This window comes from Oceanobacillus sp. FSL W7-1309, assembly GCF_038002145.1.
In the GTDB taxonomy this organism is placed as follows: domain Bacteria; phylum Bacillota; class Bacilli; order Bacillales; family Amphibacillaceae; genus Oceanobacillus; species Oceanobacillus profundus.
This window is the reverse complement of the sequence record NZ_JBBOBX010000001.1, coordinates 1,879,257-1,900,569: the sequence shown is the minus strand read 5'-3', so window position 1 is coordinate 1,900,569 and position 21,313 is coordinate 1,879,257. Positions and strand designations below refer to the sequence as shown.

The 21,313-nt window shown below is 38.7% G+C and carries 21 protein-coding genes, 1 riboswitch and 1 other annotated feature; of the genes, 9 read left to right on the top strand and 12 right to left on the bottom strand.

Annotation, left to right across the window (positions count from 1 at the left end; translation table 11 throughout):
- Positions 1 to 37: 37 nt before the first annotated feature.
- The 7 genes from argS to NST46_RS08945 form a co-directional block, all read right to left on the bottom strand.
- Positions 38 to 1,723: an arginine--tRNA ligase gene (argS, locus tag NST46_RS08975; protein WP_445321725.1), complete on the bottom strand. Its 1,686-nt coding sequence runs from the start codon at positions 1,721 to 1,723 to the stop codon at positions 38 to 40.
- 49 nt (positions 1,724 to 1,772) lie between these two features.
- Positions 1,773 to 1,985 (bottom strand) — a binding site (T-box leader).
- 49 nt (positions 1,986 to 2,034) lie between these two features.
- A complete protein-coding gene (gene safA / locus NST46_RS08970; protein ID WP_095312009.1) occupies positions 2,035 to 2,643 on the bottom strand; it encodes a SafA/ExsA family spore coat assembly protein in 609 nt (202 codons plus the stop codon).
- A gap of 324 nt (positions 2,644 to 2,967) precedes the next feature.
- A complete protein-coding gene (locus NST46_RS08965) occupies positions 2,968 to 3,825 on the bottom strand; it encodes a DUF4097 family beta strand repeat-containing protein (protein ID WP_118889257.1) in 858 nt (285 codons plus the stop codon).
- Positions 3,818 to 4,378 (bottom strand): HAAS signaling domain-containing protein, encoded by a 561-nt coding sequence (locus NST46_RS08960; protein ID WP_118889258.1) that lies wholly within the window; start codon positions 4,376 to 4,378, stop codon positions 3,818 to 3,820. Before NST46_RS08960 ends, NST46_RS08965 begins: the two co-directional genes overlap by 8 nt.
- Positions 4,371 to 4,694 carry a PadR family transcriptional regulator gene (locus tag NST46_RS08955; RefSeq protein WP_095312004.1) on the bottom strand — a complete coding sequence of 108 codons (324 nt, stop codon included), beginning with the start codon at positions 4,692 to 4,694 and terminating at the stop codon, positions 4,371 to 4,373. The genes NST46_RS08960 and NST46_RS08955 overlap by 8 nt, the downstream gene beginning before the upstream one ends.
- A 461-nt stretch (positions 4,695 to 5,155) precedes the next feature.
- Entirely contained in the window at positions 5,156 to 6,754 is a 1,599-nt protein-coding gene (locus NST46_RS08950) for an ABC transporter permease (RefSeq protein ID WP_340002768.1), read from the bottom strand.
- Positions 6,754 to 7,668, bottom strand: a complete 915-nt coding sequence (locus NST46_RS08945; protein ID WP_340002767.1) for an ABC transporter ATP-binding protein — start codon at positions 7,666 to 7,668, stop codon at positions 6,754 to 6,756. Before NST46_RS08945 ends, NST46_RS08950 begins: the two co-directional genes overlap by 1 nt.
- 145 nt (positions 7,669 to 7,813) lie before the next feature.
- Here NST46_RS08945 and NST46_RS08940 point away from each other — a divergent pair, with 145 nt between their 5' ends.
- Entirely contained in the window at positions 7,814 to 8,410 is a 597-nt protein-coding gene (locus NST46_RS08940) for a TetR/AcrR family transcriptional regulator (RefSeq protein ID WP_303448268.1), read from the top strand.
- 248 nt (positions 8,411 to 8,658) lie between these two features.
- Here the strand turns inward: NST46_RS08940 and NST46_RS08935 are convergent, their stop codons facing one another.
- From NST46_RS08935 to NST46_RS08925, 3 genes are all read right to left on the bottom strand, one after another.
- Positions 8,659 to 9,090, bottom strand: coding sequence for an NUDIX hydrolase (locus tag NST46_RS08935; RefSeq protein WP_118889261.1), 432 nt, complete (start codon positions 9,088 to 9,090; stop codon positions 8,659 to 8,661).
- 55 nt (positions 9,091 to 9,145) lie between these two features.
- On the bottom strand, positions 9,146 to 9,874 hold the full coding sequence (locus NST46_RS08930) for an EcsC family protein (protein WP_095311994.1): 729 nt from the start codon (positions 9,872 to 9,874) through the stop codon (positions 9,146 to 9,148).
- A gap of 185 nt (positions 9,875 to 10,059) precedes the next feature.
- Positions 10,060 to 10,617, bottom strand: coding sequence for a DoxX family protein (locus tag NST46_RS08925; protein ID WP_095311992.1), 558 nt, complete (start codon positions 10,615 to 10,617; stop codon positions 10,060 to 10,062).
- Between the two features lie 317 nt (positions 10,618 to 10,934).
- On the opposite strand from NST46_RS08925, the gene NST46_RS08920 reads away from it, so the two are divergent.
- The 4 genes from NST46_RS08920 to NST46_RS08905 all read left to right on the top strand — a co-directional run bounded on the left by NST46_RS08920 (position 10,935) and on the right by NST46_RS08905 (position 14,172).
- Positions 10,935 to 11,690 carry a GTP cyclohydrolase II gene (locus NST46_RS08920; RefSeq protein WP_095311990.1) on the top strand — a complete coding sequence of 252 codons (756 nt, stop codon included), beginning with the start codon at positions 10,935 to 10,937 and terminating at the stop codon, positions 11,688 to 11,690.
- The gene (gene ribD, locus NST46_RS08915; RefSeq protein WP_341137073.1) at positions 11,683 to 12,780 is read left to right on the top strand and encodes a bifunctional diaminohydroxyphosphoribosylaminopyrimidine deaminase/5-amino-6-(5-phosphoribosylamino)uracil reductase RibD; all 1,098 of its coding nucleotides are present in this window, start codon (positions 11,683 to 11,685) and stop codon (positions 12,778 to 12,780) included. Before NST46_RS08920 ends, ribD begins: the two co-directional genes overlap by 8 nt.
- A gap of 15 nt (positions 12,781 to 12,795) precedes the next feature.
- Entirely contained in the window at positions 12,796 to 13,371 is a 576-nt protein-coding gene (locus tag NST46_RS08910; protein ID WP_341137072.1) for a 5' nucleotidase, NT5C type, read from the top strand.
- A 156-nt stretch (positions 13,372 to 13,527) separates the two neighbouring features.
- The gene (locus tag NST46_RS08905) at positions 13,528 to 14,172 is read left to right on the top strand and encodes a GntR family transcriptional regulator (RefSeq protein ID WP_095311984.1); all 645 of its coding nucleotides are present in this window, start codon (positions 13,528 to 13,530) and stop codon (positions 14,170 to 14,172) included.
- Between the two features lie 230 nt (positions 14,173 to 14,402).
- On the opposite strand, the gene brnQ is transcribed toward NST46_RS08905, so the two are convergent.
- On the bottom strand, positions 14,403 to 15,761 hold the full coding sequence (brnQ, locus tag NST46_RS08900; protein WP_095311982.1) for a branched-chain amino acid transport system II carrier protein: 1,359 nt from the start codon (positions 15,759 to 15,761) through the stop codon (positions 14,403 to 14,405).
- Positions 15,762 to 16,040: 279 nt separating this feature from the next.
- Here brnQ and NST46_RS08895 point away from each other — a divergent pair, with 279 nt between their 5' ends.
- Positions 16,041 to 17,210 carry a pyridoxal phosphate-dependent aminotransferase gene (locus tag NST46_RS08895; protein ID WP_340002762.1) on the top strand — a complete coding sequence of 390 codons (1,170 nt, stop codon included), beginning with the start codon at positions 16,041 to 16,043 and terminating at the stop codon, positions 17,208 to 17,210.
- Between the two features lie 308 nt (positions 17,211 to 17,518).
- Here NST46_RS08895 and NST46_RS08890 read toward each other — a convergent pair whose 3' ends face one another.
- On the bottom strand, positions 17,519 to 18,028 hold the full coding sequence (locus NST46_RS08890) for a PPC domain-containing DNA-binding protein (protein WP_240033767.1): 510 nt from the start codon (positions 18,026 to 18,028) through the stop codon (positions 17,519 to 17,521).
- Positions 18,029 to 18,177: 149 nt separating this feature from the next.
- A riboswitch (SAM riboswitch) is annotated at positions 18,178 to 18,288 on the top strand.
- Between the two features lie 90 nt (positions 18,289 to 18,378).
- Between NST46_RS08890 and NST46_RS08885 the strand changes: the two genes are divergently transcribed.
- From NST46_RS08885 to NST46_RS08875, 3 genes are all read left to right on the top strand, one after another.
- Positions 18,379 to 19,200, top strand: a complete 822-nt coding sequence (locus NST46_RS08885) for a MetQ/NlpA family ABC transporter substrate-binding protein (RefSeq protein ID WP_095311978.1) — start codon at positions 18,379 to 18,381, stop codon at positions 19,198 to 19,200.
- Between the two features lie 295 nt (positions 19,201 to 19,495).
- Positions 19,496 to 20,512: a methionine ABC transporter ATP-binding protein gene (locus NST46_RS08880; protein WP_095311976.1), complete on the top strand. Its 1,017-nt coding sequence runs from the start codon at positions 19,496 to 19,498 to the stop codon at positions 20,510 to 20,512.
- A 1-nt stretch (position 20,513) separates the two neighbouring features.
- A complete protein-coding gene (locus NST46_RS08875) occupies positions 20,514 to 21,176 on the top strand; it encodes a methionine ABC transporter permease (RefSeq protein WP_095311974.1) in 663 nt (220 codons plus the stop codon).
- Positions 21,177 to 21,313 lie beyond the last annotated feature (137 nt).

Below are 21,313 nucleotides of genomic sequence, written 5' to 3'. Positions count from 1 at the left end.
CCTCTGTTGACTTCGAGGGGAAGTTAACCCAAGCAAATTACATCTCATCCGGAGCTTTCACTCCAAGCAATCGCAATCCTTCTTTTAAAACAATGGTTGTCGCTTTTACCAATCCAAGTCGACTTTCTAGTTCCTCATCCTCAGATAAAATTTTAATATTCCCATAGTATTTATTAAATTCCTGCGATAGATCAATAAGGTATTTGGCAATTTGGGAAGGCGCCTGGTAATTAAAGCTTCGCTCAATGGCTGCCGGAAACTCCATTAACAATTTCACAACAGACCAGCTATAGCTATCATTTAAGCCTTTCGTTGCTGTATCCTCATATTCGGCTTTTCTCAAGATGGAACAGGCTCTTGCATGTGTGTATTGTACATAAGGTCCAGTTGCTCCTTCAAATTTCAGCATATCTTCCAATGAGAACTCAATATTATTTTGTCTGTCATTCTTTAAATCATGGAAAATAATCGCCCCAACTCCCACCACTTCTGCTATATCTGCTTTATTTTGTAAGCTTGGGTTTTTCTCAGCAATAATCTGTTCTGCGAGTCGAATCGCCTCTTGAATAACTTCTTCTAATAAAACGACCTTCCCTTTTCGCGTAGACATCTTTTTTCCATCTTTCAGTATAAAACCAAATGGAATATGTGTTAATTGCTTTGCCCAATCGTATCCAAGCTTTTGGAGCACTAAGAAAATTTGCTCAAAATGCAAGCTTTGCTCGTGACCAACAACATAATATGATCTTTCAAATTTATAGGTTTCCTGTCTATAAACAGCAGCGGTTAAATCTCTCGTCGCATAGAGGGTTGCACCATCTGACTTCTTGATTAAACAAGGCGCTAAGTCATGTTCAGCTAAGTCTACCACTTCCGCTCCATCGGATAATTGCAGCAGGTCACTTTCCTCCAGACGGCTGACGATTCGCTCCATTTTATCATTATAAAACGCTTCCCCATGGTAGGAATCGAAATGAACTCCTAATAAATTATAAATTTTCCCGAACTCTTGAAGAGATTCATCTCGGAACCACGTCCAAAGGGAAAGAGCCTCTTCATTACCATCCTCCAACTTTTTGAACCAAGCTCTTGCATCGTCTTCTAACCTTGAGTCGTTTTCCGCTTCAGCATGAAACTGTACGTACAGCTTTAGCAGTTCTTGAATTGGCTCCTCTTTTACACGCGCCTCATTGCCCCATAATTTATATGCCACGATGAGCTTTCCGAATTGTGTGCCCCAATCACCAAGATGATTAATTCGAATCGCTTGATAGCCACATTTCTCAACAATATTTGCAAGTGAATTACCAATTACGGTTGAACGTAAGTGCCCCATTGAAAAGGGCTTTGCAATGTTTGGAGATGAAAAATCAATTGTAATATTTTTCTTTTCAGCATAATTTATCGAACCATATGCCGAACCATCCTTAAGGATGGATGTTAAGGCATGTTTACTAACCATTCTTTTATTTAAAAAGGCATTGACATACGGACCATCCGCGACAACCTTCTCCAAGATTGGATGGTCTATTTTTTCTGCTAACTCTTGCGCAATTATGTTTGGAGCCTTTCTCAATTCCTTAGCAAGTGTAAAACACGGAAATGCTAAATCACCTTGCTCCTCAAACTTCGGCTTTTCGATTAGATTCATAACTTCTCCCAGCTTTAGCAGACCGTTTAAATGTACGGTCATTTCCACTGCATATGCTTTTACGGCATCCATTATTTTCAGCCTCCTTTTCATCAGTAAACACAAAAAAATCCCGCCTCTATATAGAGACGAGATTACCCGCGGTACCACTCTTATTGTTCATCAAAACCAACTCATAAATGGATAACGGCCATTACCCGACTACACCCTACTCTGTTGCATTTCGGGCTGTTTCTCAGAAGTCCGCTTCATTAGGATAGAACGATTGGGCTCACACCATCCCCCAACTCGCTTGCGTTACCATCATAACTACTCTCTTCATCATCGAATTCAATATAATTTTCGTTAGTATATATGATTTCCAACTAAAAATCAACATCTATTTATTTTTTCATAAACATTTGTGTCCAGTAGTGACCGGACTTCACATAACCGACACCAATATGCGTATAATCTTTACTTAAGATGTTCGCTCTGTGACCTGAACTGTTCATCCAAGCATTAACAACTTGCTGTGCAGTGCTTTGACCTTTTGCAATGTTTTCACCAGCTGATTTGTAGTTGATTCCATAGTTTTTCATCATCGTAAACGGTGATCCGTATGTAGGGCTTGTATGACTGAAATATCCTTTGTCTTTCATATCTTGCGACTTATGCTTTGCAACTCTAGCAAGCTCCCAATCATATTTCAATGCAGGTAGTCCAGCCTTTGCTCTTTCCGCATTTACGAGCTTGATCACTTCTTGTTCCACTAGATCGTCACTATTTGTTGGGATCCGCAAGCTTTGTCCTGGATATATAAGATTTGGATTTTTTAATTGTGCATTCGCTTTGATAATCTCACTCACTCCTGTTTGAGTTTTCAGAGCGATTTTCCACATTGTATCACCAGGAACTACGGTATAAGAACTAGCTGCAAACGCAGCAGTTGGTACTAGTAATGATATTGAAATAACTAACGCAAAAATGAATGTGCTAATCTTTTTGAACATATTTATATCCTCCTTATTTCTATGTTAATAGGATATATAGTTTCATAGAAAAAATCATTATAAAAAAATTGGATGTATTTTTACAGAATGATTACGTAAAGATTACGCATTAATATCAAACGCTCTTGAAACACCTTTTTAGTAAACCTGGCATTCGTGAAAGTGATTCTTAGAAAATGCACTTTGCTTTCTCATAACCTCTTATACTCTTAAATGCAAGCCTTAGGCACTTATGCAGATAGAAAAAGTTTTATACTTTCTTACCTGTCAAAAAATCGCGTTTAAATTAGCTGAAAATCTAATTTAAACGCGATTACACAATCTCTATTTTTCTACTGTAATACTACCGTTATCGGTTGTTAGCTTAATAAGATTATCTCCATTCCCTACAACTGTATCCCAATTAGAATTACCAAAGATTTTTACACTTCCATTATCTACCTTCACATCAAAAATGGCATTTGTCGGTTCATTTTCTGCTTGGATATTTATTTGCCCATTATTGGTGCTAAAATCAATCGGACGATCTAAGTGTTCCGTAATTAGAGTAATTTTCCCGTTGCTTGTTCTTCCTGTAAGCTCTCCATCTACATTTTCTAAATGTATTTGTCCGTTATCTGCTTCACTCGTAACATGTGTACTTTGAATATCTTGCAGTTCAATCCGACCATTGTTCGTTGTTACGTGCAATTCCTTTACATCTAATTCACTCGCATTCGCGCGCCCATTGTTCGATGATATACGGATGTCATTGGCTTCCAAACCATTAGCATCGACACGTCCATTATCTGTTTCGACTTGAATAGAATTATATGTTTTTTCCGGAACATAAACTGTCAATTTCGGAGATTGAATTGAAAAATCAAAGTTAAAAAATTTATACCATCTTTCTTTCACATTAACAGCAAGCGTATCCTCTTTTACATCTGCTTTAACTTCATACTTCTGATTGTTTTCACTGTTTCCAATAAATTCAACCGTTGTAAATTCGTCACTTGTCGGTAAAACTTCTACTACAGCATTATTTGTCTGAATAACAATGTCATCATAATTCTCTTCATGTAATTCAGTTGTTTCTGGGACAGTCGTTTCAGCAATGGATCCAACTGTGAAGATTGTTCCGATGATACCAACTAACAGCAAGACTAGTGCAGTTACAGCTATTTTTTTAACATTAAGCATCTTTCATTCCTCCTTTAACAATGCGCATATTAAATTTCAAGTACCGAACAAATCCGTTTGTCACTGCACGAGTTGCAAAATACATTCCAACACCAATGAACAATCCAAGACCTGTCAATCCAACGGAGAAAAATAAATCAAAAAACTGGAATGCCTCTGGATACATTACCGTATTTATCATGACAAGTAATGGAGAACCAATAAAAGCAACGGTGACCGCCCAACCGGAGACTATCAGTGCTGCCAATGCAATAAATGGCCCCAGCACAATGACCAAATTGAAAAATCCTAACCCGATCAAAGCCCAAACTGCACGAAATATATTCGCTGTCGTCGCAGTTTCTTCTACCTTTTCCACATGGTAGGTCGCTACTAAATCTTTCGCAATTTGCTGTGGCGAACCTAGCGAATCTGCAATTTGTTCTTCCGTTTTTCCTTCCTCAAATCCCATTGCAAAATGTTCCTCAAAGTCTTGCAAAATATCCTCTCTCTCTTGAGCAGGAAGCTTTTTTAAAGGGGCATTTAATTTCGCAAAAAATTGTTCTTTATTCATCCAAATCACCTTCTTTAATTAATTGATTTACTCCGTTCGTAAACTCTCTCCATTCCTGGAGTAACTCTTGGTAATATATTCTTCCATTATCCGTTAGCTTATAATATTTACGCGGTGGCCCCTCTGTTGATTCCTTTAGATATGTTGTAAAATAGCCTTCCTTCGTTAATCTTCTTAGAAGGGGATACACAGTCCCTTCAGAGATATCAATCTGATCCGAAATTTTTTGCACAAGCTCATACCCATAACGATCTTTTTTATCAAGCAAAACTAAAACACACAGCTCTAATACACCTTTTTTAAATTGGACGTTCATTGATTACATGACACCTCATCTCTCTAACTAGTACTATTCATTATATAGTACTGACTTATAACAAGTACCTCTACAGAAAAATATACCACACGGTACTGTACATTGCAAGGTACTGTTTTATAAATTTACATTACAGAAAAAAGACTTCCAGCTCTTAAACTAGAAGCCTTATCTTATTATGCATTCAAAATTAAAAGTATCTCTGGTCTCTTCACTGTTGGTACTTTACTTTTAACCCTTTAAAAGTGTTCTCCATTTCGGGAAAGTACCTGATGATATTTTCATGAATAAATTACTATACCTAAAGTTCTAAGAACAAACTTATGCCAAATTCAGCGTCTTGCTTCCGATCTACTTTGAACGTTCAGCAATTTTATTGTGAACTTCAGGAATTTAACTTAGAACTTCAACATTTCCTGTCTTAACTGCAGCAATGCTCTAAATCGATCACTAAATTTAGACTACCCTTGAATATCCCTGCGATTATAACCAACAAACCCAATCACAGTTAACACTATCGCAATACCAACTAAAATCAAAACCCGCATAAAATCCATATCTTCTGTTGGGATTTGTGGTGTATGATGAAAGGCTGAAAGATTATTTAGCCATTCTGGAAAATCGAGAATATCGCCAAGATAAATCACCACAAAACCAAAAATAACATAAAGCCATGTGAAACTCGCTGCCTTTGGTGCAATACCGATAAAGAAGACTGCCAGACCTATTAAAATCCACATTGCTGGCAAATAGACAAGTGCTGAAGCAAACGTTGTATCAAATGCTAACGCATCATCAACAACCATCACGCCAACAGACCAGAGCCCTGTCGCAACAAGCGCCTGCATGACAAAGCTTGCAATCATACTAAGGCATACATAGCTTCCCAGTACACGCGAACGTGAAACAGCACGACTATAATAATTTTCTGTCAGATGCTTATTTTCCTCACTTTTCAACTTCAACACCGTCATCACAACTGGAACCGTACTAATCAATGCCATAATTGCCATAAGCAGGACAATAAACTGTTCCATCATGGAATTATCTCCCTCAGCTAAAAAGGCTTGAACAAACTCATTATCGGAAAAATATACTTCTAAATCCCCTAAAATTGCTCCGAATGAGGCACTAAGCAAAAATATACCAATTGCCCAAGCAATCAGGTTTGTTCGCTGCAGTCTAAAAGCAAGCCCCATTGTTGTTTGTAAAAAGACGGATGCACTCCTCTTACCTGCTCGTTCTGGAATAAATCCTGATTCCAAATCACGAATCGCATTCAAATAAAAGGCTACAAGCCCTAACACTACCGCAACAGCTAGCATGACATAAACTGGCCACCAATGGTTTTCTACAAATACTTCCGTCCTTACTGTCCAGCCGAGTGGTGATACGAGTGAAAGTGCCTCACTGCTGACATCTCCACTTGCCCGGACGAGATATGCCGCTATTAAAGTTCCAAATGAAAGCATCGTGGAACCTCTTGATGTTTCCGCAAGCTGGGCGAATAATGCGGTAAAGCCTGCAAAAACAAGTCCTGTCGCTCCTAGAGTCGCTCCATACAAGTAGGCCCCTTGTACAGCCATGCCGTCGATATCCAACAAAAGGATGCCCGTTCCAATCAAAACGGCTACTAGCACATTCGTTACTACTGCAACAATCGCCGCTCCGTTCAAGTACGCTAAACGACCAACTGGCAAGGAACGAATCAGTTCTACACGACCATCTTCTTCGTCTGCTCGTGTACTCCGTCCGACGAGTAAAATATTCATTATTGCAACTGCAATCGTCGTAAAAAGCAACATTTCATGCGCAAATAAAGATCCAATGGTTGCATAATCTTCATAACCAACTCCAAGCATTGCGATCATCGCCGGATTTTCCATCGTTAAAACAAAAGCAGCACGCGATTGTTCGTCTGGGTAGATATCGGGATACGCCACAGCTGTTGCGAGTGTTACTGCAATTAATCCAACTAGCCATAGGAGTAGCTTGAAGCGATTTTGCCGCACCATTAATTTCGTCAAATAACCTGTTCCGGTAAAAAGCTTTTGCGACATTACCTGAGCCCTCCCATTTCAGAAGAAACACGTTCCCCTCCTTGATAATGACGCATAAATAAATCCTCTAACGTTGGAGGTGCACTTTCCAATTTAACGATTCCAAATTGACTAATATGGCGGATTATGGCATCCATCTCTTCTGTATCAACTTGGAAGGATAGATTGTGCCCCTCTTTTTCCAAGTTATGAATACCTGTGAATTCCTCCAGATTTGTAATCAGTTCTTTCGTTTGAATTGTTAAATTTGTCCGAGTGAGATGTCGCAATTCATCTAATGTCCCTCGTTCTATAATTTTGCCTTCTCGAATAATCCCAACTCGATCACATAACCTTTCTACCTCTGATAAAATATGACTTGAAAGCAGCACACTTTTCCCCGCATCTTTCGCTTCCTGCACACATTCTTGAAATATCCGCTCCATTAATGGATCGAGCCCTGATGTTGGCTCATCTAAAATATACAAATCCGCATTCGATGCAAAAGCAGCAATTAATGCAACTTTCTGCCTGTTCCCTTTCGAATAAGTTCGACTTTTTTTCGTTGGATCAAATTTAAACCGTTCCATCAATGCCTCTTTTTTACCTTGATTTTTAGCACCTCGCATTTTCATAAACAGATCAATTACTTCACCACCTGTTAAATTGGGCCATAGATTCACATCTCCAGGAACGTATGCAATTTTTTTATGCAGTTCAACAGCATCTTTCCATACGTCTTTTCCAAAAATATGTGCTTCCCCTGCAGTTGCCTTTAACATTCCGAGTAAAATCCGGATTGTCGTTGATTTCCCTGCACCATTTGGTCCTATAAACCCATATACCTCACCTTTATTTAATTCCAAATCTACTCCATCCAAAGCAGTAAATTTCCCAAATCGCTTCGTTAAGCCTGTCGCTTTTAAAATTGGCATATTTCATTCTCCTCTTTTAGTTATGAAATATTTTAACTTATATAGTTCATAATATACAAAACAAATGCTTTATGCAACCAATTTATGAAAGATGTTTATTGTTTTATTACATATTTTTTATTAAACTACATATGAGGTGAACAATATGGACGGATTTGAACGTCGCAGGGAATTAAAGAAAAAGGACATTTTAGAAGCCGCACTTGAATTATTTATGAAATATGGTGTTCAGAAGGTTTCGATAGCAGAGATTGCGAAAGAGGCAAACGTGTCACAGGTTACAATATATAATTATTTTGACAGCAAAAATAATTTAATCCATCTCGTTTTTAAATTTTATGTTGATCAGATCTGGGATGAAATGAAAGTATTGCTTGCAAGTAATCTTCCCTATGAAGATAAAATAAAACAGATGATTTCCTTTGAAAAAAACATGGCCAACCATTCGATGAATAATAAATTTTTTCAAGATCTCCTAAAGGATTATGCAACAGGGCAAAGCTATGTGGAGGAGGTTTATCTAAAGGAAGGCTTGCCATTACTCATTGAGTTTGTAAACGATGGAAAGAATCAAGGATTTATTGATCCATCGTTATCAAATGAAGCCATATTATTTTATTTACAAATGTTTCAGGAATATATGCAGCGTGATGATGTTGTTCATACATTACTTCCTTTATCAGAGGATCTTACAAAGCTATTCTTTTATGGGATTGTTGGCAAGAAGGAAAAACAATCGTAAAAGACACAGAACAAAAGCTCAAGCGCCCGGTTAGCGACGTACGGACTGGACTGAGCCGTAGGAGATAAAGGAAACACGGCGACCGCAGGGAGTCGATGTTGACTTATCGTACGGAGGTGAGGGAAGTCTCGCTAGTCGCTGGGCGCTGGAGCTGGACGTAGCCGTTTAGGTAACTAAGTTATCCATAGCATTCAAATTTTATAGTTTCCTATGCAAGAACAAAAGCTCAAGGCATGCACCTTGAGCTTTTAAAATTCAATAAGAAATGGTTGGATGTTTTCATCCAAACAATATTCAATCCGTTGTCTGAAGTTATCCCAAGTCACCTTATCTAGAGCTTGTTCTATTGGGAAGAATCCTACTTCCAGGCTTTCTGGAGAGGTCGTTAACTTGCCTCCGATTGGCTTAGCTAAAAAAAGTGTATTGCAAATTGACTTTGTTACATTTTGAAAAATCCCACAGAACTTTATTATTTCTATTTCAATTCCGGATTCTTCCTTTGTTTCTCGAATTGCAGCCTCTCTTACAGGCTCCCCTTCCTCAACTTGTCCACCAGGCATTTCCCAGCCTCTTCTAGGTCCTTTAATTAATAAAATTTCACGTTGATCGTTTATTACTATTGTTGCTGCTGAAACAATATGCTTTGGTGGTGTATAAATCGGATACTGTGTCTGCTCCATAACCCTTCCCCCATCTTCCATTATTACTATTTTATATAACATGAACTCCACTTATCTAATAATCCAACGGGCCACCCGACTCTAAAACCCGCATTCGATACGCATTCATCGCCGTTTCTGCAAGCTGATCCATTAAATTATAGTTGGCATAGGCACCGACAATTGCCCCAAAGCCGGGAATTAATTGGAACATCTTGATTAAGTCAATATGATCCCGGTATTCTTGTTGGAATACGCGCCAGTCCATGTCGACAAGCTTATCCTTTTGATTCTCCCAGTTCTCCACAATAAACAATGTCTCTCTTCGCTTGTCTTCACTAGAGAACGCAAGCTGAAAAATATGAAGAAGAAATAAACGTTCTTCATACTTGCTCGTGTCAAACCCATAAACTGCTGCTGCTTCAAAAAGGAATTTCATTTTAATGGTCAACAGCAATGGAAAATCCGCAGCTCCAAGCAAAATGCCGCCAGCTCCGGTTCCCGCACCTTCTATTACTGCTGTTTTGCGATACGAGGTATGTTTTTCTCTTAGCAGCTCGTCCCGTTCAGCAAGACCGCCAGTTATTGCGAGCTGTTTTTTCGTCGTCCAATTTGAGCCGACCAACGTTGCCTTAACCATATGTTTAATACTATCTGTAACAATCCCATGTACTTTCTCTGGAATCCAACTATTTATTTTATTTTGTGCCTGTTTAGATAACTTATTGAACATCCCAGACCGCTTCATAATCTTTAATCGCCAAGCCTGGACCTCTTCATATGCTTTCATTTCATAATCTTTCATTATTAAATCATCCTCTTGCATTATTATATGTAGTTATACGTTATGCAGAAGGAAATAGTTCCATTTATCATAATCATTCTTATTAAGCTGAAAAACACTTTTCTAAATCCAAATAACTCTATTGATAGAAAAAAAACGGCTAAGCCAATTTGACCTAACCGTTTGATTGTTTAAAAAGCTATTCGTTATTTGCGCCTTATACTCCATGGAGTTCCAAGCTTTGGCAATGCCCAGCGATCAACACCATACCAGCCAGCAACCTTCCATGCTAACACCAATAGCATTGCAATTAGGAGCATTACTGGATTTGAGCTAACTGTACCTGCAAGTAAAAATGAAATATTCATAAGTGCACCAAAAAAAGCAGCAATTCCAGTTAAGAAACCGACAATTAATCCAATTCCAACTAACAATTCTCCCCAAGCAACGATGTAAGAAAATATGCTTGCATTCGGAATGATAACCGAATCCAAGAACCAAGCATACCACCCCGCTACTCCACCTTCTTCAGCAAGTGACATTACACCCGTCATGTAGCCTTCAAGGGCAACTCCGGCATTAGATCCAGTCCAAGCATCGTCCGTTACTTTACCAAATCCAGAAGTAACCCATGTATAGCCAATATAAACACGTAATATTAGCCAAATCCAAGCGGACTTTGTATTGGAAAATAACCACCTAGATAATGGATTTTCTTCAATAAATACTTCTTTTCCATACTTAGAATCTCGTAATTCTACCATTTTATCTCCTCCTAAATATTTGTCTTACTATTCCTATAATATCCCCATTTTTCGACATATGAAACATCATGACCAACTACTTACGAAAACTTTATACTTGTCCATTTATTTAAAAATACTGTATAAGCATCGTATGAATTCAGTTAAAGAAAAAAGGCAAAGTAAATGACATCTATTACAGAGTTTGCATATACTAATCGATACAATCCAATTTCACAAGGAAGTGAAAAGTATTAAATAAATATAATCCAAGGAAATAAAATTGAAGCTAGAGCCTTTTTTAATTATACTAAATGAGAGTGAAGGGAGATTTTACAATGGGACAAATAAACCTAGAATCAAAAGCTTTTTCTATTTTAAAAGATAAAATTGAATTAATACGATCTGAGGATCGAGCTATATATTTAGTAGGACCAATCCAGCTTCCGGTGAATTTATATGGAGAGACTGTTGTCTTTCAGTGGTACTGTTGGTTGAATTGCGAGGAAATTACGGAGGATTACCAAAAGATAATAGATAAACTATCTACCGCAAACCTGGCAGAATTTCAGCAATCCAGCGTCCTCGTTTATGGAGACTTTAAGAATGCAGACGATGCGCTAATCCGTATGCACTCCATTTGCCACACTGGGGATATTTTTGGCAGTAAGCGTTGCGACTGCGGCTTCCAATTAAAGGAATCCTTGAAAAAAATTAAAGAGCACGGGACTGGTGCATTATTCTATTTAGCGAATCATGAAGGAAGAGGTATTGGTCTATTTAGCAAAGCAATGGCTTATGTGCTGCAGGAAAACGGCTATGATACAGTAGAAGCTAATGAACAGCTTGGATTCGTGAATGACTCAAGAAACTATGATGATGCTATTCGTGTTCTAAAAACTTTACGCACAAAACCAGTAACGTTAATTACAAATAATCCATTAAAGCTGGAAGCATTGGAGAATGCTGGCATGCATGTATCTGGGCGCACACCGCTTTGGGGAGATGTTTCGGAGTACAACGAAAAATACTTGCAAACGAAGATTACAAAATCCGGTCATCTCAAAGAAGAAAGGACTTGCTTGAATGACTAACGATGCATTTTATATGGATCTCGCTTTAAAAAATGCCCAAGCCATGAAAGGACAAACAGACCCCAATCCCCTTGTTGGTTCTGTCATCGTTAATGATAATCGTATCGTTGGTGTTGGAGCACATCTTAAGGCAGGCGAAGCCCATGCTGAAATAAACGCTTTGCGAATGGCTGGCGATAAGGCAAAGGGCGGTACTATTTATGTAACACTTGAACCTTGTTCCCATCATGGGAGAACTGGTCCATGTGCAGTCGCAATCGCTGAAGCTGGAATTAAAAAGGTTGTCATTGCAACACTCGACCCAAATCCGATTGTTGCCGGGAATGGTGTAAAAATTTTAGAAGATGCAGGGATCGAAGTAATTACCGGTGTGATGGAAGACGAAGCACGTAAGATGAATGAGGTTTTCAATAAATACATTGTGACGAGCAAACCATTTGTCACTTTAAAGGCCGGAATCACCTTAGACGGAAAAGTAGCTTCCCATACGTTTAGCAGCAAATGGATAACTGCTGAGGAATCAAGGCAGGATGTTCATCAGCTGCGAAGCGAAAATATGGCTATCCTTGTTGGCATTAATACCGTGCTCAAGGATGATCCTGCACTAACTGCACGAATTCAAAATGGCAGAAACCCCATTCGTGTCATTATGGATTCCAGCCTAAAAATTCCCCTGGAAGCTCAGGTTATTACGGACAAACAAGCAAAAACAGTTATTTTTACTAGTCAGCGCTATGACAAAGAGAAACGGAAAATGTTAGAGGATTTAAATGTAATTGTTGCAGAAACAAGTGGCATCGAACATGTAAATCCACTTGAAGTTGTAACGACGCTTGGTGAACAAGGGATCTCTTCTCTATTTATTGAGGGTGGCGGCAATATAAATGCCACGTTTCTGGAGAATAAGCTTGTCGACAAAGTTATCCTCTATTTTGCACCGAAGCTAATTGGTGGCAAAAATGCACCAACCTTTTTAGAAGGAACGGGTATCGATCAAATGACCGATGCCGTGAATTTAATTAATACCGACATTCAGCGGATTGGTCAGGATTTTAAATTTATCGGTTACCCGAACTACGATAATGAATAACTAAGGAATGATAAGGTGAAATTTGGTTTTGATATTGATGATACACTCATTAATTTACGGGAGCATGCCTTCCATCTCTATAATAAAAAATTGAAGCAAACGGTCGGCATCGATGTCTTTCAAAACATTTCAAGTGTAGAAATCCATGAAGCATTTGGACTATCGGACGACGAAGGAAAAAAAATGTGGAACAGCTCCTTGGAAGAAATCTATTATACATCATGCCCGATTTTCCCGGGTGCTGTAGAAGCATTACATACACTTACCCGGGCTGGTCACGAGGTTTACTATATTACCGCTAGACCAAAGGAACATGGCGAACGAACGAAAGCCTGGATGCAACAGCAAGGCTTCCCTGTTGATGATAGTCGATTTTTCTATGGTATGCAAGATGAAGAAAAGCTGGATATCATCAACCAGCTTGAACTAGATTATTATATAGATGATAAACCAGTCGTACTTGAAACATTGCGAAACAGCACTACCAAGGTCTATGTAAAAGACCAAAGCTATAACCGCCACTTGCAAGATATTCCAAGGGTAGTTGCTTGGACAACTTTCATAAAGAGCATACTGAATAAAAATAAGTGAGCAGGCTGCATTAAATTGTCTGCTCACTTATTTATAGTTATGGCGGTAGATTCAGATTTTTTTCACCTGCGATATATTGCATATTCCAAAATGAGGAATTTTCATGTATACTATTGATTAAAGCTTTTAAATTTCTTCTGGAGGGTGTGAACTGCATTGCCAATACCAACGAATCACTTAAAACCTGTTCGCTTATCTGCAAAGAAAAACGCATTCAACCAGCTTCAACAGTGGATTATTGACGGAACCTTACTTCCAGGTGAAAAATTAAATGACACGGAGCTTGCTAAAGCGTTAGGTGTCAGCAGGACGCCAATTCGCGAATCCTTGCAATTGCTGGAATTCCAAGGCTTTGTAAAAATGTATCCTGGTAAGGCAACACAGGTTACAGAGATAGAAAAGGAGTCCATTAATGACATTCTTCCACCTCTAGCTGCATTACAGGCATTATCTGCAGAGTTAGCTGTTACAAATTTGACTCAGGAAACGTTGGAATTACTTAAAAAGACAAATCAGCAATTTTCCGACGCGATTCAGTCAGAAAATTACTATTCTGCCTTGAAGGTTGACGAGCAATTTCACAAAATTATTGTTGATACAGCAGGCAATACATATATACAAGCAATACTTGATTCCTTACAAGCTCATGTACGAAGGCTCTTTTTCCACAATTCCATTGTACTGACTAACAATTCGATTGATGACCACTGGAAAATTATTGAGTTAATGGAAAAGAGGGATACCGAAACTCTCTCTGCTGTCATGAATGAAAATTGGCTTCGTACACTGGATGCTTTTTAATTATACCAAACGATTTCAATCTGGCTTCATCGATACTCACAGCTATGGTGATTCGCTTTTGGTTTAATAATCAGACTCAATTGTAATACAAATTCGCACTTGATTCGGAGCATTCATTTACTTCAGGTGTGCACTTCTTTCTACTGCCTGCTCTGGCCATCTGTCCAAAACCAGCTCTACATACAAAAACCCGAATCCCATTTTAGGGGATTCGGGTTTTCATTTCATTATTAGACTTCCTGTGTTGATCCTACATTAACTACTTTAGCAATAATACCTGTAATAATAATAACAATCGCTGCGGGGAGCAACCAGCCCAGCCCTTGATTATAGAATGGCAGAACTGATTCATAAAAGTTTAATACCGGGTTCATCCAGCTGAAATTATCTATTCCTAGCGAATCACAAAGTGCCACTAAACCATCAAATATACTAATTAAGAATGTAACTGCAATCGCTGCTACATAAACCATACGAGCATGGTTAAATAGTGGAGATACAAATGTCAAAAGCATTAATACAATTGCCAATGGATATAGGAACATTAAAACCGGAATCGAGAAGGTAATAATATTCGCGAGCCCAAAGTTTGCAACAACAAATGTTAACACACTAAAGAAAACAACCAATACCTTATAGCTAAGCTTTGGAAATAATGTATTAAAATACTCTGCATTGGCTGTTATCAACCCGATTGCTGTTGTTAAACAAGCAAGGATGATCATGATTGCAAGCATAATAGATCCAAACGTTCCAAAATAATGTGATGCAGCACCACTCAATACTGGACCACCAGTATCAAATAAACCTAGTGTTTCTGTACTCGTAGCTCCTAGTATTGCAATTCCTACATAAATAATCCCAAGTAGCGTAATTGCAATAACCCCTGTTCTTGCTGTCGCAGAAAGAATTCCACTTTTTGAGGTAATACCCAATGCACGAATTGCGTTAATTACGATTATCCCGAACACAAGTGACGCTAAAGCATCCATTGTATTATAGCCTTCCAGGAAACCTGTCACAAATGCACCACCTTGATAGGCTTCTTGCGGGTTCTGCATCGCACCCATTGGATTGAATATAGCAACCAACAACAGAATAACAAGCAATACAACTAATGCTGGAGCCAATATTTTCCCTACATTGTTGACTATTTTCCCTGGATATAATGAGAATAAAAGTGCTACCGCGAAGAATAGAATCGTGAAAACAAGTAAACCTGTCTGTTGTGCACCTTCGCTAATAAATGGCGCGATTCCAACCTCATATGCCACCGTCCCTGTTCTTGGAGCTGCAAAGAATGGGCCAATCGTTAAATAGAGCAATGCCGTGAAGAAAATACCATACACAGGGTGAACTCTGCTAGATAATTCTTGAAGGTTCCTACTACCTGAAAAGCCCATTGCCAGAATCCCAAGTAACGGCAATCCAACACCTGTTACTAAGAATCCAATAATTGCTGGCCAAATGTTTGACCCTGCATATTGTCCTAACTGTGCTGGGAAAATTAAATTACCAGCCCCAAAAAATAATGCAAACAGCATAAAACCGATTGCTAGATATGATGAAAAGGTTATTTTATTATTCATCGAATGTTCCCCCTCGTCGCTAATTAAGCTCGTCTATTTAATTAAAATTTTCCGACATTTTACTCGAGCCATGTTCTATTGATTGATGTTGATAATCATACTATTTTCCTAACAAAAATGCAATATATTACAGAATATTTTTTGATATTTTTCAAAATATCCAAACAGATTAGCCACTATAGTTTTTTATACGACAATTTTTCATTGCTAGACAGAACCATTAAAAGATTATAGAATTTACTCAACAATTCATCTTATTAGTAAAGAAGGTCATATCAAATGGAATTTTCGAATCGTTTAAAAGGGTTGCCTGCGCAATTTTTTGCAACACTCGTTCAAAAAGTTACAGCAGCATATGCAGAAGGTCGCGATGTTATTAATCTAGGGCAGGGAAATCCCGATCAACCAACCCCTGCTCACATCGTTAAAGCATTGCAACAATCTGCCCAAGAGCCGATTACACATAAATATTCCCCATTCCGCGGAACAACCGAATTAAAACAGGCAGCAGCTGATTTCTATAAAAAAGAATACAACGTTGACTTGGATCCGGAAACAGAGGTTGCTATTTTATTTGGAACAAAAATTGGATTAGTAGAATTACCGCTTGCTTTAATGAATGACGGTGAATTGCTTTTGCTGCCTGACCCTGGCTATCCAGATTATCTATCAGGCGTCGGATTGGCAAATGTGCGTCATGAAACAATGCCATTACTACGAGAGAATAATTTTTTACCAGATTATGATAGTCTTAGTTCTAGCCATTTAGATAAAGCAAAACTTCTTTATTTAAATTATCCAAATAACCCTACAGGTGCAACTGCTTCGAAAGCCTTTTTTGAAAAAACGGTGAAGCTGGGCGAAGAGCACTCCATTGGAGTCGTACATGATTTTGCTTATGGAGCAATTGGTTTTGACGGGAATAAACCAATTAGCTTTTTGGAGGCAGAAGGTGCAAAGGATGTTGGAATTGAACTTTATACGCTTTCGAAAACGTATAATATGGCCGGCTGGCGTGTCGGATTTGCAGTAGGCAACAAGGAAATGATAGAGGCAATTAATCTATTACAGGATCATTTATTTGTTAGTATTTTCCCAGCTGTCCAGCATGCTGCAGCTGTCGCGTTATCAGATGACCAAGCATGTGTTGAAGCGTTAGTTGCACTTTACGAAGGTCGCAGAAATACATTAATAGCTGAATGTCAACGAATCGGCTGGGAAGTCGAGGCTCCAAAAGGATCCTTCTTTGCCTGGCTGCCAGTTCCGGATGGTTTTACAAGTGAAACATTCGCTGATTTTCTGCTAGAAAAAGCAGATGTGGCAGTAGCTGCCGGAAATGGTTTCGGATCATTTGGTGAGGGGTATATCCGAATTGGCTTGCTCGTTGAAGAGCAGCGTATCAAGGAAGCTATTCAGCGTATTGAAAAACTTAATATTTTCCCTAAATAACCAACTCATAAAAGGTGATCGTAAAGTTATAGCTCGATTAAGATCCCCTTTTATGGTTCATTCTTGTTCGGCCACTGAGGCTGGGACAAAAGTATTTTTATGAAATAAAAACCGAACATGATTGGTGCAAATAACTCGCTCTGGAAATATAATTCGCGCATCCAGTGGTGGCTGGTGATCCCCCCTTGCGCTATCGCACTACGGTGTCTCACCTATGCCTTACCTCCCGCTGGAGTCTACGTATAATTCCTGCGCTAAGCTTATGCATCGTTCGTCTTTAACATTAAACACTTTTGTATGTCCCAGCTTCAATTTTTCGATAGGTTATACGTCACGTTCTTTCCATGCTCTACAGGATAAAACTGATTCCCGCCTGTCTCTTCATCGTACTTTCGATTGAAGCTCATCCCTTCAATAGCCGTAAGTACAAGGTCTACTGTAATAACGGGGTTTTCCCCTTTTACAAGATGACCGCCGAAAACATTTCCTTCTTGATCACACATCGTACCGTGAAAGTGAATATCATAGTCACCATCACGCTGACATACAACCCCAGTCCCTTGTAAAAACTCAATTGGTCCTTGTCTTACCTGCAAATCTCCATAGCCAGCACCAACTTTTGATTCACTATTTGCTATTAAATATAAATAACCGGCTTTCTTAAAGCTGCCAAAACAGCTGCTGATTACAGCCGATTCAATATCATTTTCTTGACATAGCCGCTCAATTCCGGTTAGAAGATCCGTTTCTGCTAATAACCTAGCCGCAAGAACTGTTCCTGCTTTCCCTTTTGCAAAATGTGCACGACACAATGACACAATTCATCTCTCCCACTCACGAAACTGAAAATTCTAATTATCTCAATAATAAGGGGAGTCCCAAAAGAAATGCAAGAATAAATAAAATAAGTATTGACTGAATTAGAATTATACGTTAATTTAAATAAATAGAATTGAATAGACTACATCTCTTATCAAGAGTAGCTGAGGGACTGGCCCGATGAAGCTCGGCAACCTTTTATGTTACAGCATAGAAAGGTGCTAAATCCTGCAAAACATAACGTTTTGAAAGATGAGAGAGGACCTCTGTATATATACAAGCCTCTCTTTCTTTTAAAGAGAGGCTATTTAATTATCAGCAAGTTTACTATATTACAGGGGGTAACAAAATGAAAAAATTTGGAATTGTGTTATCAATTATTTTATTAGCTGGAGTACTAGCTGCTTGTGGTAATGACGCCTCTGGCAGCACCGACGCACTAAATGAGGATAAAATAGTGGTTGGTGTTACTGCTGGTCCGCATGAACAAATTGTAGAAGCTGCTGCTGATGTTGCTGCTGAAAACGGACTTGAGGTGGAACTAAAAGTATTCTCTGACTATGTCCTACCGAATACCGCATTATCTGAAGGCGACTTAGATGTGAACAGTTATCAGCATGAGCCATTCTTAGATCAATTTAATGAGGATCATGGGACAAGTTTAGTGCCGGTTGGTAAAACTATTTTAAACCCAATGGGTGTTTACTCTGAAACATATGAGAGCATCGATGATATTCCGAATGGTGCAACATTTGGCCTTCCAAATGACCCAACAAACGGTGGTCGCGCACTATTTATTTTGGAAGAAGCCGGGATTATTACGTTGGAAGAAGACAAGAAAGAGACAGCTTCCATTCATGATGTTGTAGATAATCCGAAAAACCTGGAATTCATTGAATTAGATGCAGCACAAATTCCAAATCAACTTAGCGAAGTCGATGCAGCTGCAATTAATACGAATTTCGCTTTAGGAGCAGGTATTAGTCCAAAAGAAGATTCAATTCTATTAGAATCCACCAATTCTCCATATATAAACTATATCGTTGTACGTGCTGAAAATGAAAATGACCCAGTCGTTAAAAAATTCGTTGAAGCATATCAATCTGATGAAGTGAAAGCATTTATTGAAGAAGAATTTCAAGGCTCTGTAATTCCAAGCTGGGATGAATAAGTAAATAAAAGCGGAAGCGCCCGGTTATCGACATACCGACTGTGCCCCGAACTTTGGGATGGTTCTGCCTGTCGAACATTCTTACGGAGGAGATTCACTCCAAAGTATAAGATGATCTATGACTTTCTCTTCTATGGGCGGAAGTCAAGTTCATCTAAAAGGAAACATGCCCCTTTAGGCGTATGCCGATGTTAGGCGTAGAAATAATTCAGCCAAATTTTATACTTCAGTATTTTAACAAAAGAATGTTGCGACTACTGGAGCAGCATTCTTTTTCGAAAGGAATGTAGGTTAGATGATCAAATTAGAAAACATCACGAAAGTTTTCCCATCTAAAAATGGGGACGTAACAGCTGTAAATAATGTTAACCTTCATGTTAAAAAAGGAGAAATCCACGGCGTAATTGGTTATAGTGGTGCGGGGAAAAGTACATTAATTAGGCTTGTCAATTTACTTGAAAAGCCTACGAACGGAAGTGTCTCAATCAACGGAACCGAATTGACCTCCCTGCCACCAGAAAAACTGCGAAAGACGCGGCAGAAGGTTGGAATGATTTTTCAGCACTTCAATCTATTAAAAACTGCAACAGTTTATGACAATATCGCAACTCCATTAAAACTTCTTGGCTATGATAAACAGGAAGTGAAGAAGCGTGTTGAAAAATACTTGAAGATTGTTGATTTAGCAGAAAAGCAAAACAGCTATCCTTCTCAACTATCTGGTGGGCAAAAGCAACGGGTCGCTATTGCTAGAGCATTATCACAAGAACCAGAAATACTTCTCAGTGATGAAGCAACAAGCGCTCTTGACCCAGAAACAACAAACTCGATTCTCGACTTGCTTCTAAAAATTAATGAAGATCTCGGAATAACGATTTTACTTATTACCCATGAAATGAATGTAATCCAAAAAATATGCGATTATGTGTACGTGCTTGAAAAAGGTGAAGTCATCGAACAGAGCTCAAGCATAGAACTGTTCACCAACCCACGTAAGCATACGACGAAGAAATTCTTAGATACCATTTCCCAACGTAAATTATCAGCATCACTTATTTCTCAATTGAAGCTGAATGGCACTGTTACAAGACTTACATTTATCGGTGAAAACACAGGACAGCCTCTACTTTCACAGGTAAGTCAAAAATTTAATGTGGAACCAAATATTCTAACGGCAAACATTATGGAACTAAAGAATGGCATCGTTGGAAACTTAGTCATTCACCTTGTTGGTGAACCAGAACAAATCAATGCATCCTTGCAATTCCTAAACGAACAAGGTGTCGCAACAGAAGAAGTGGAGGGAGAATAACATGGAAGCATTCATCCAAGAATGGCTGCCAATTATCGGGCAGTCTGTCATTGAGACTTTCCAGATGGTCATTATTTCATTGTTTTTTGCAATATTAATTGGAGTTCCATTAGGAATTCTCGTAGTCCTTACACGCCCTGGTCAAGCATTAGCAAATAGATTTATCTATCAGCTGCTCAACTTATTCATAAATGTTGTTCGTTCGATCCCATTTATTATTCTATTGTTCTTTATTTTACCATTCACAAAATTCCTAGTAGGAACAACGATTGGTGTACAAGGGGTAATTGTTCCGCTTGTTATCTACACAGCACCATATATAGCAAGGTTATTAGAAACATCCTTGTTGGAAGTAGATAACGGTATAATCGAAGCATACAAAGCGATGGGTATTAAAACAAGGCAAATTATTTGGAATGTGATGCTCCGTGAAGCACGCCCTTCCATTATTTTAGGATTAACAATTGCAACCGTCAGCCTAATCGGGGCTACTGCAATGGCTGGTCTTGTTGGTGCAGGTGGACTTGGGGATCTGGCATATCGATTCGGCCATTTACGATATGAAGTTGATGTTATGTATGCGACTGTCTTTATTCTTATTATTCTCGTTCAAGGAATTCAATCGCTTGGTAATAGACTCGCAGCACGTTTGAAAAAAGATTAGTATAGCAGGTTCAAAAGTCCGGTGAGATTGATGCATCGAGAACAAGGAACTTCGACGCACAGGACGTCCTAATGTCGGTGTCGCAGCAAAGCTTTTCGATGGGCTAGTAATCACAGCCCCAGTACATTGCGACCTTA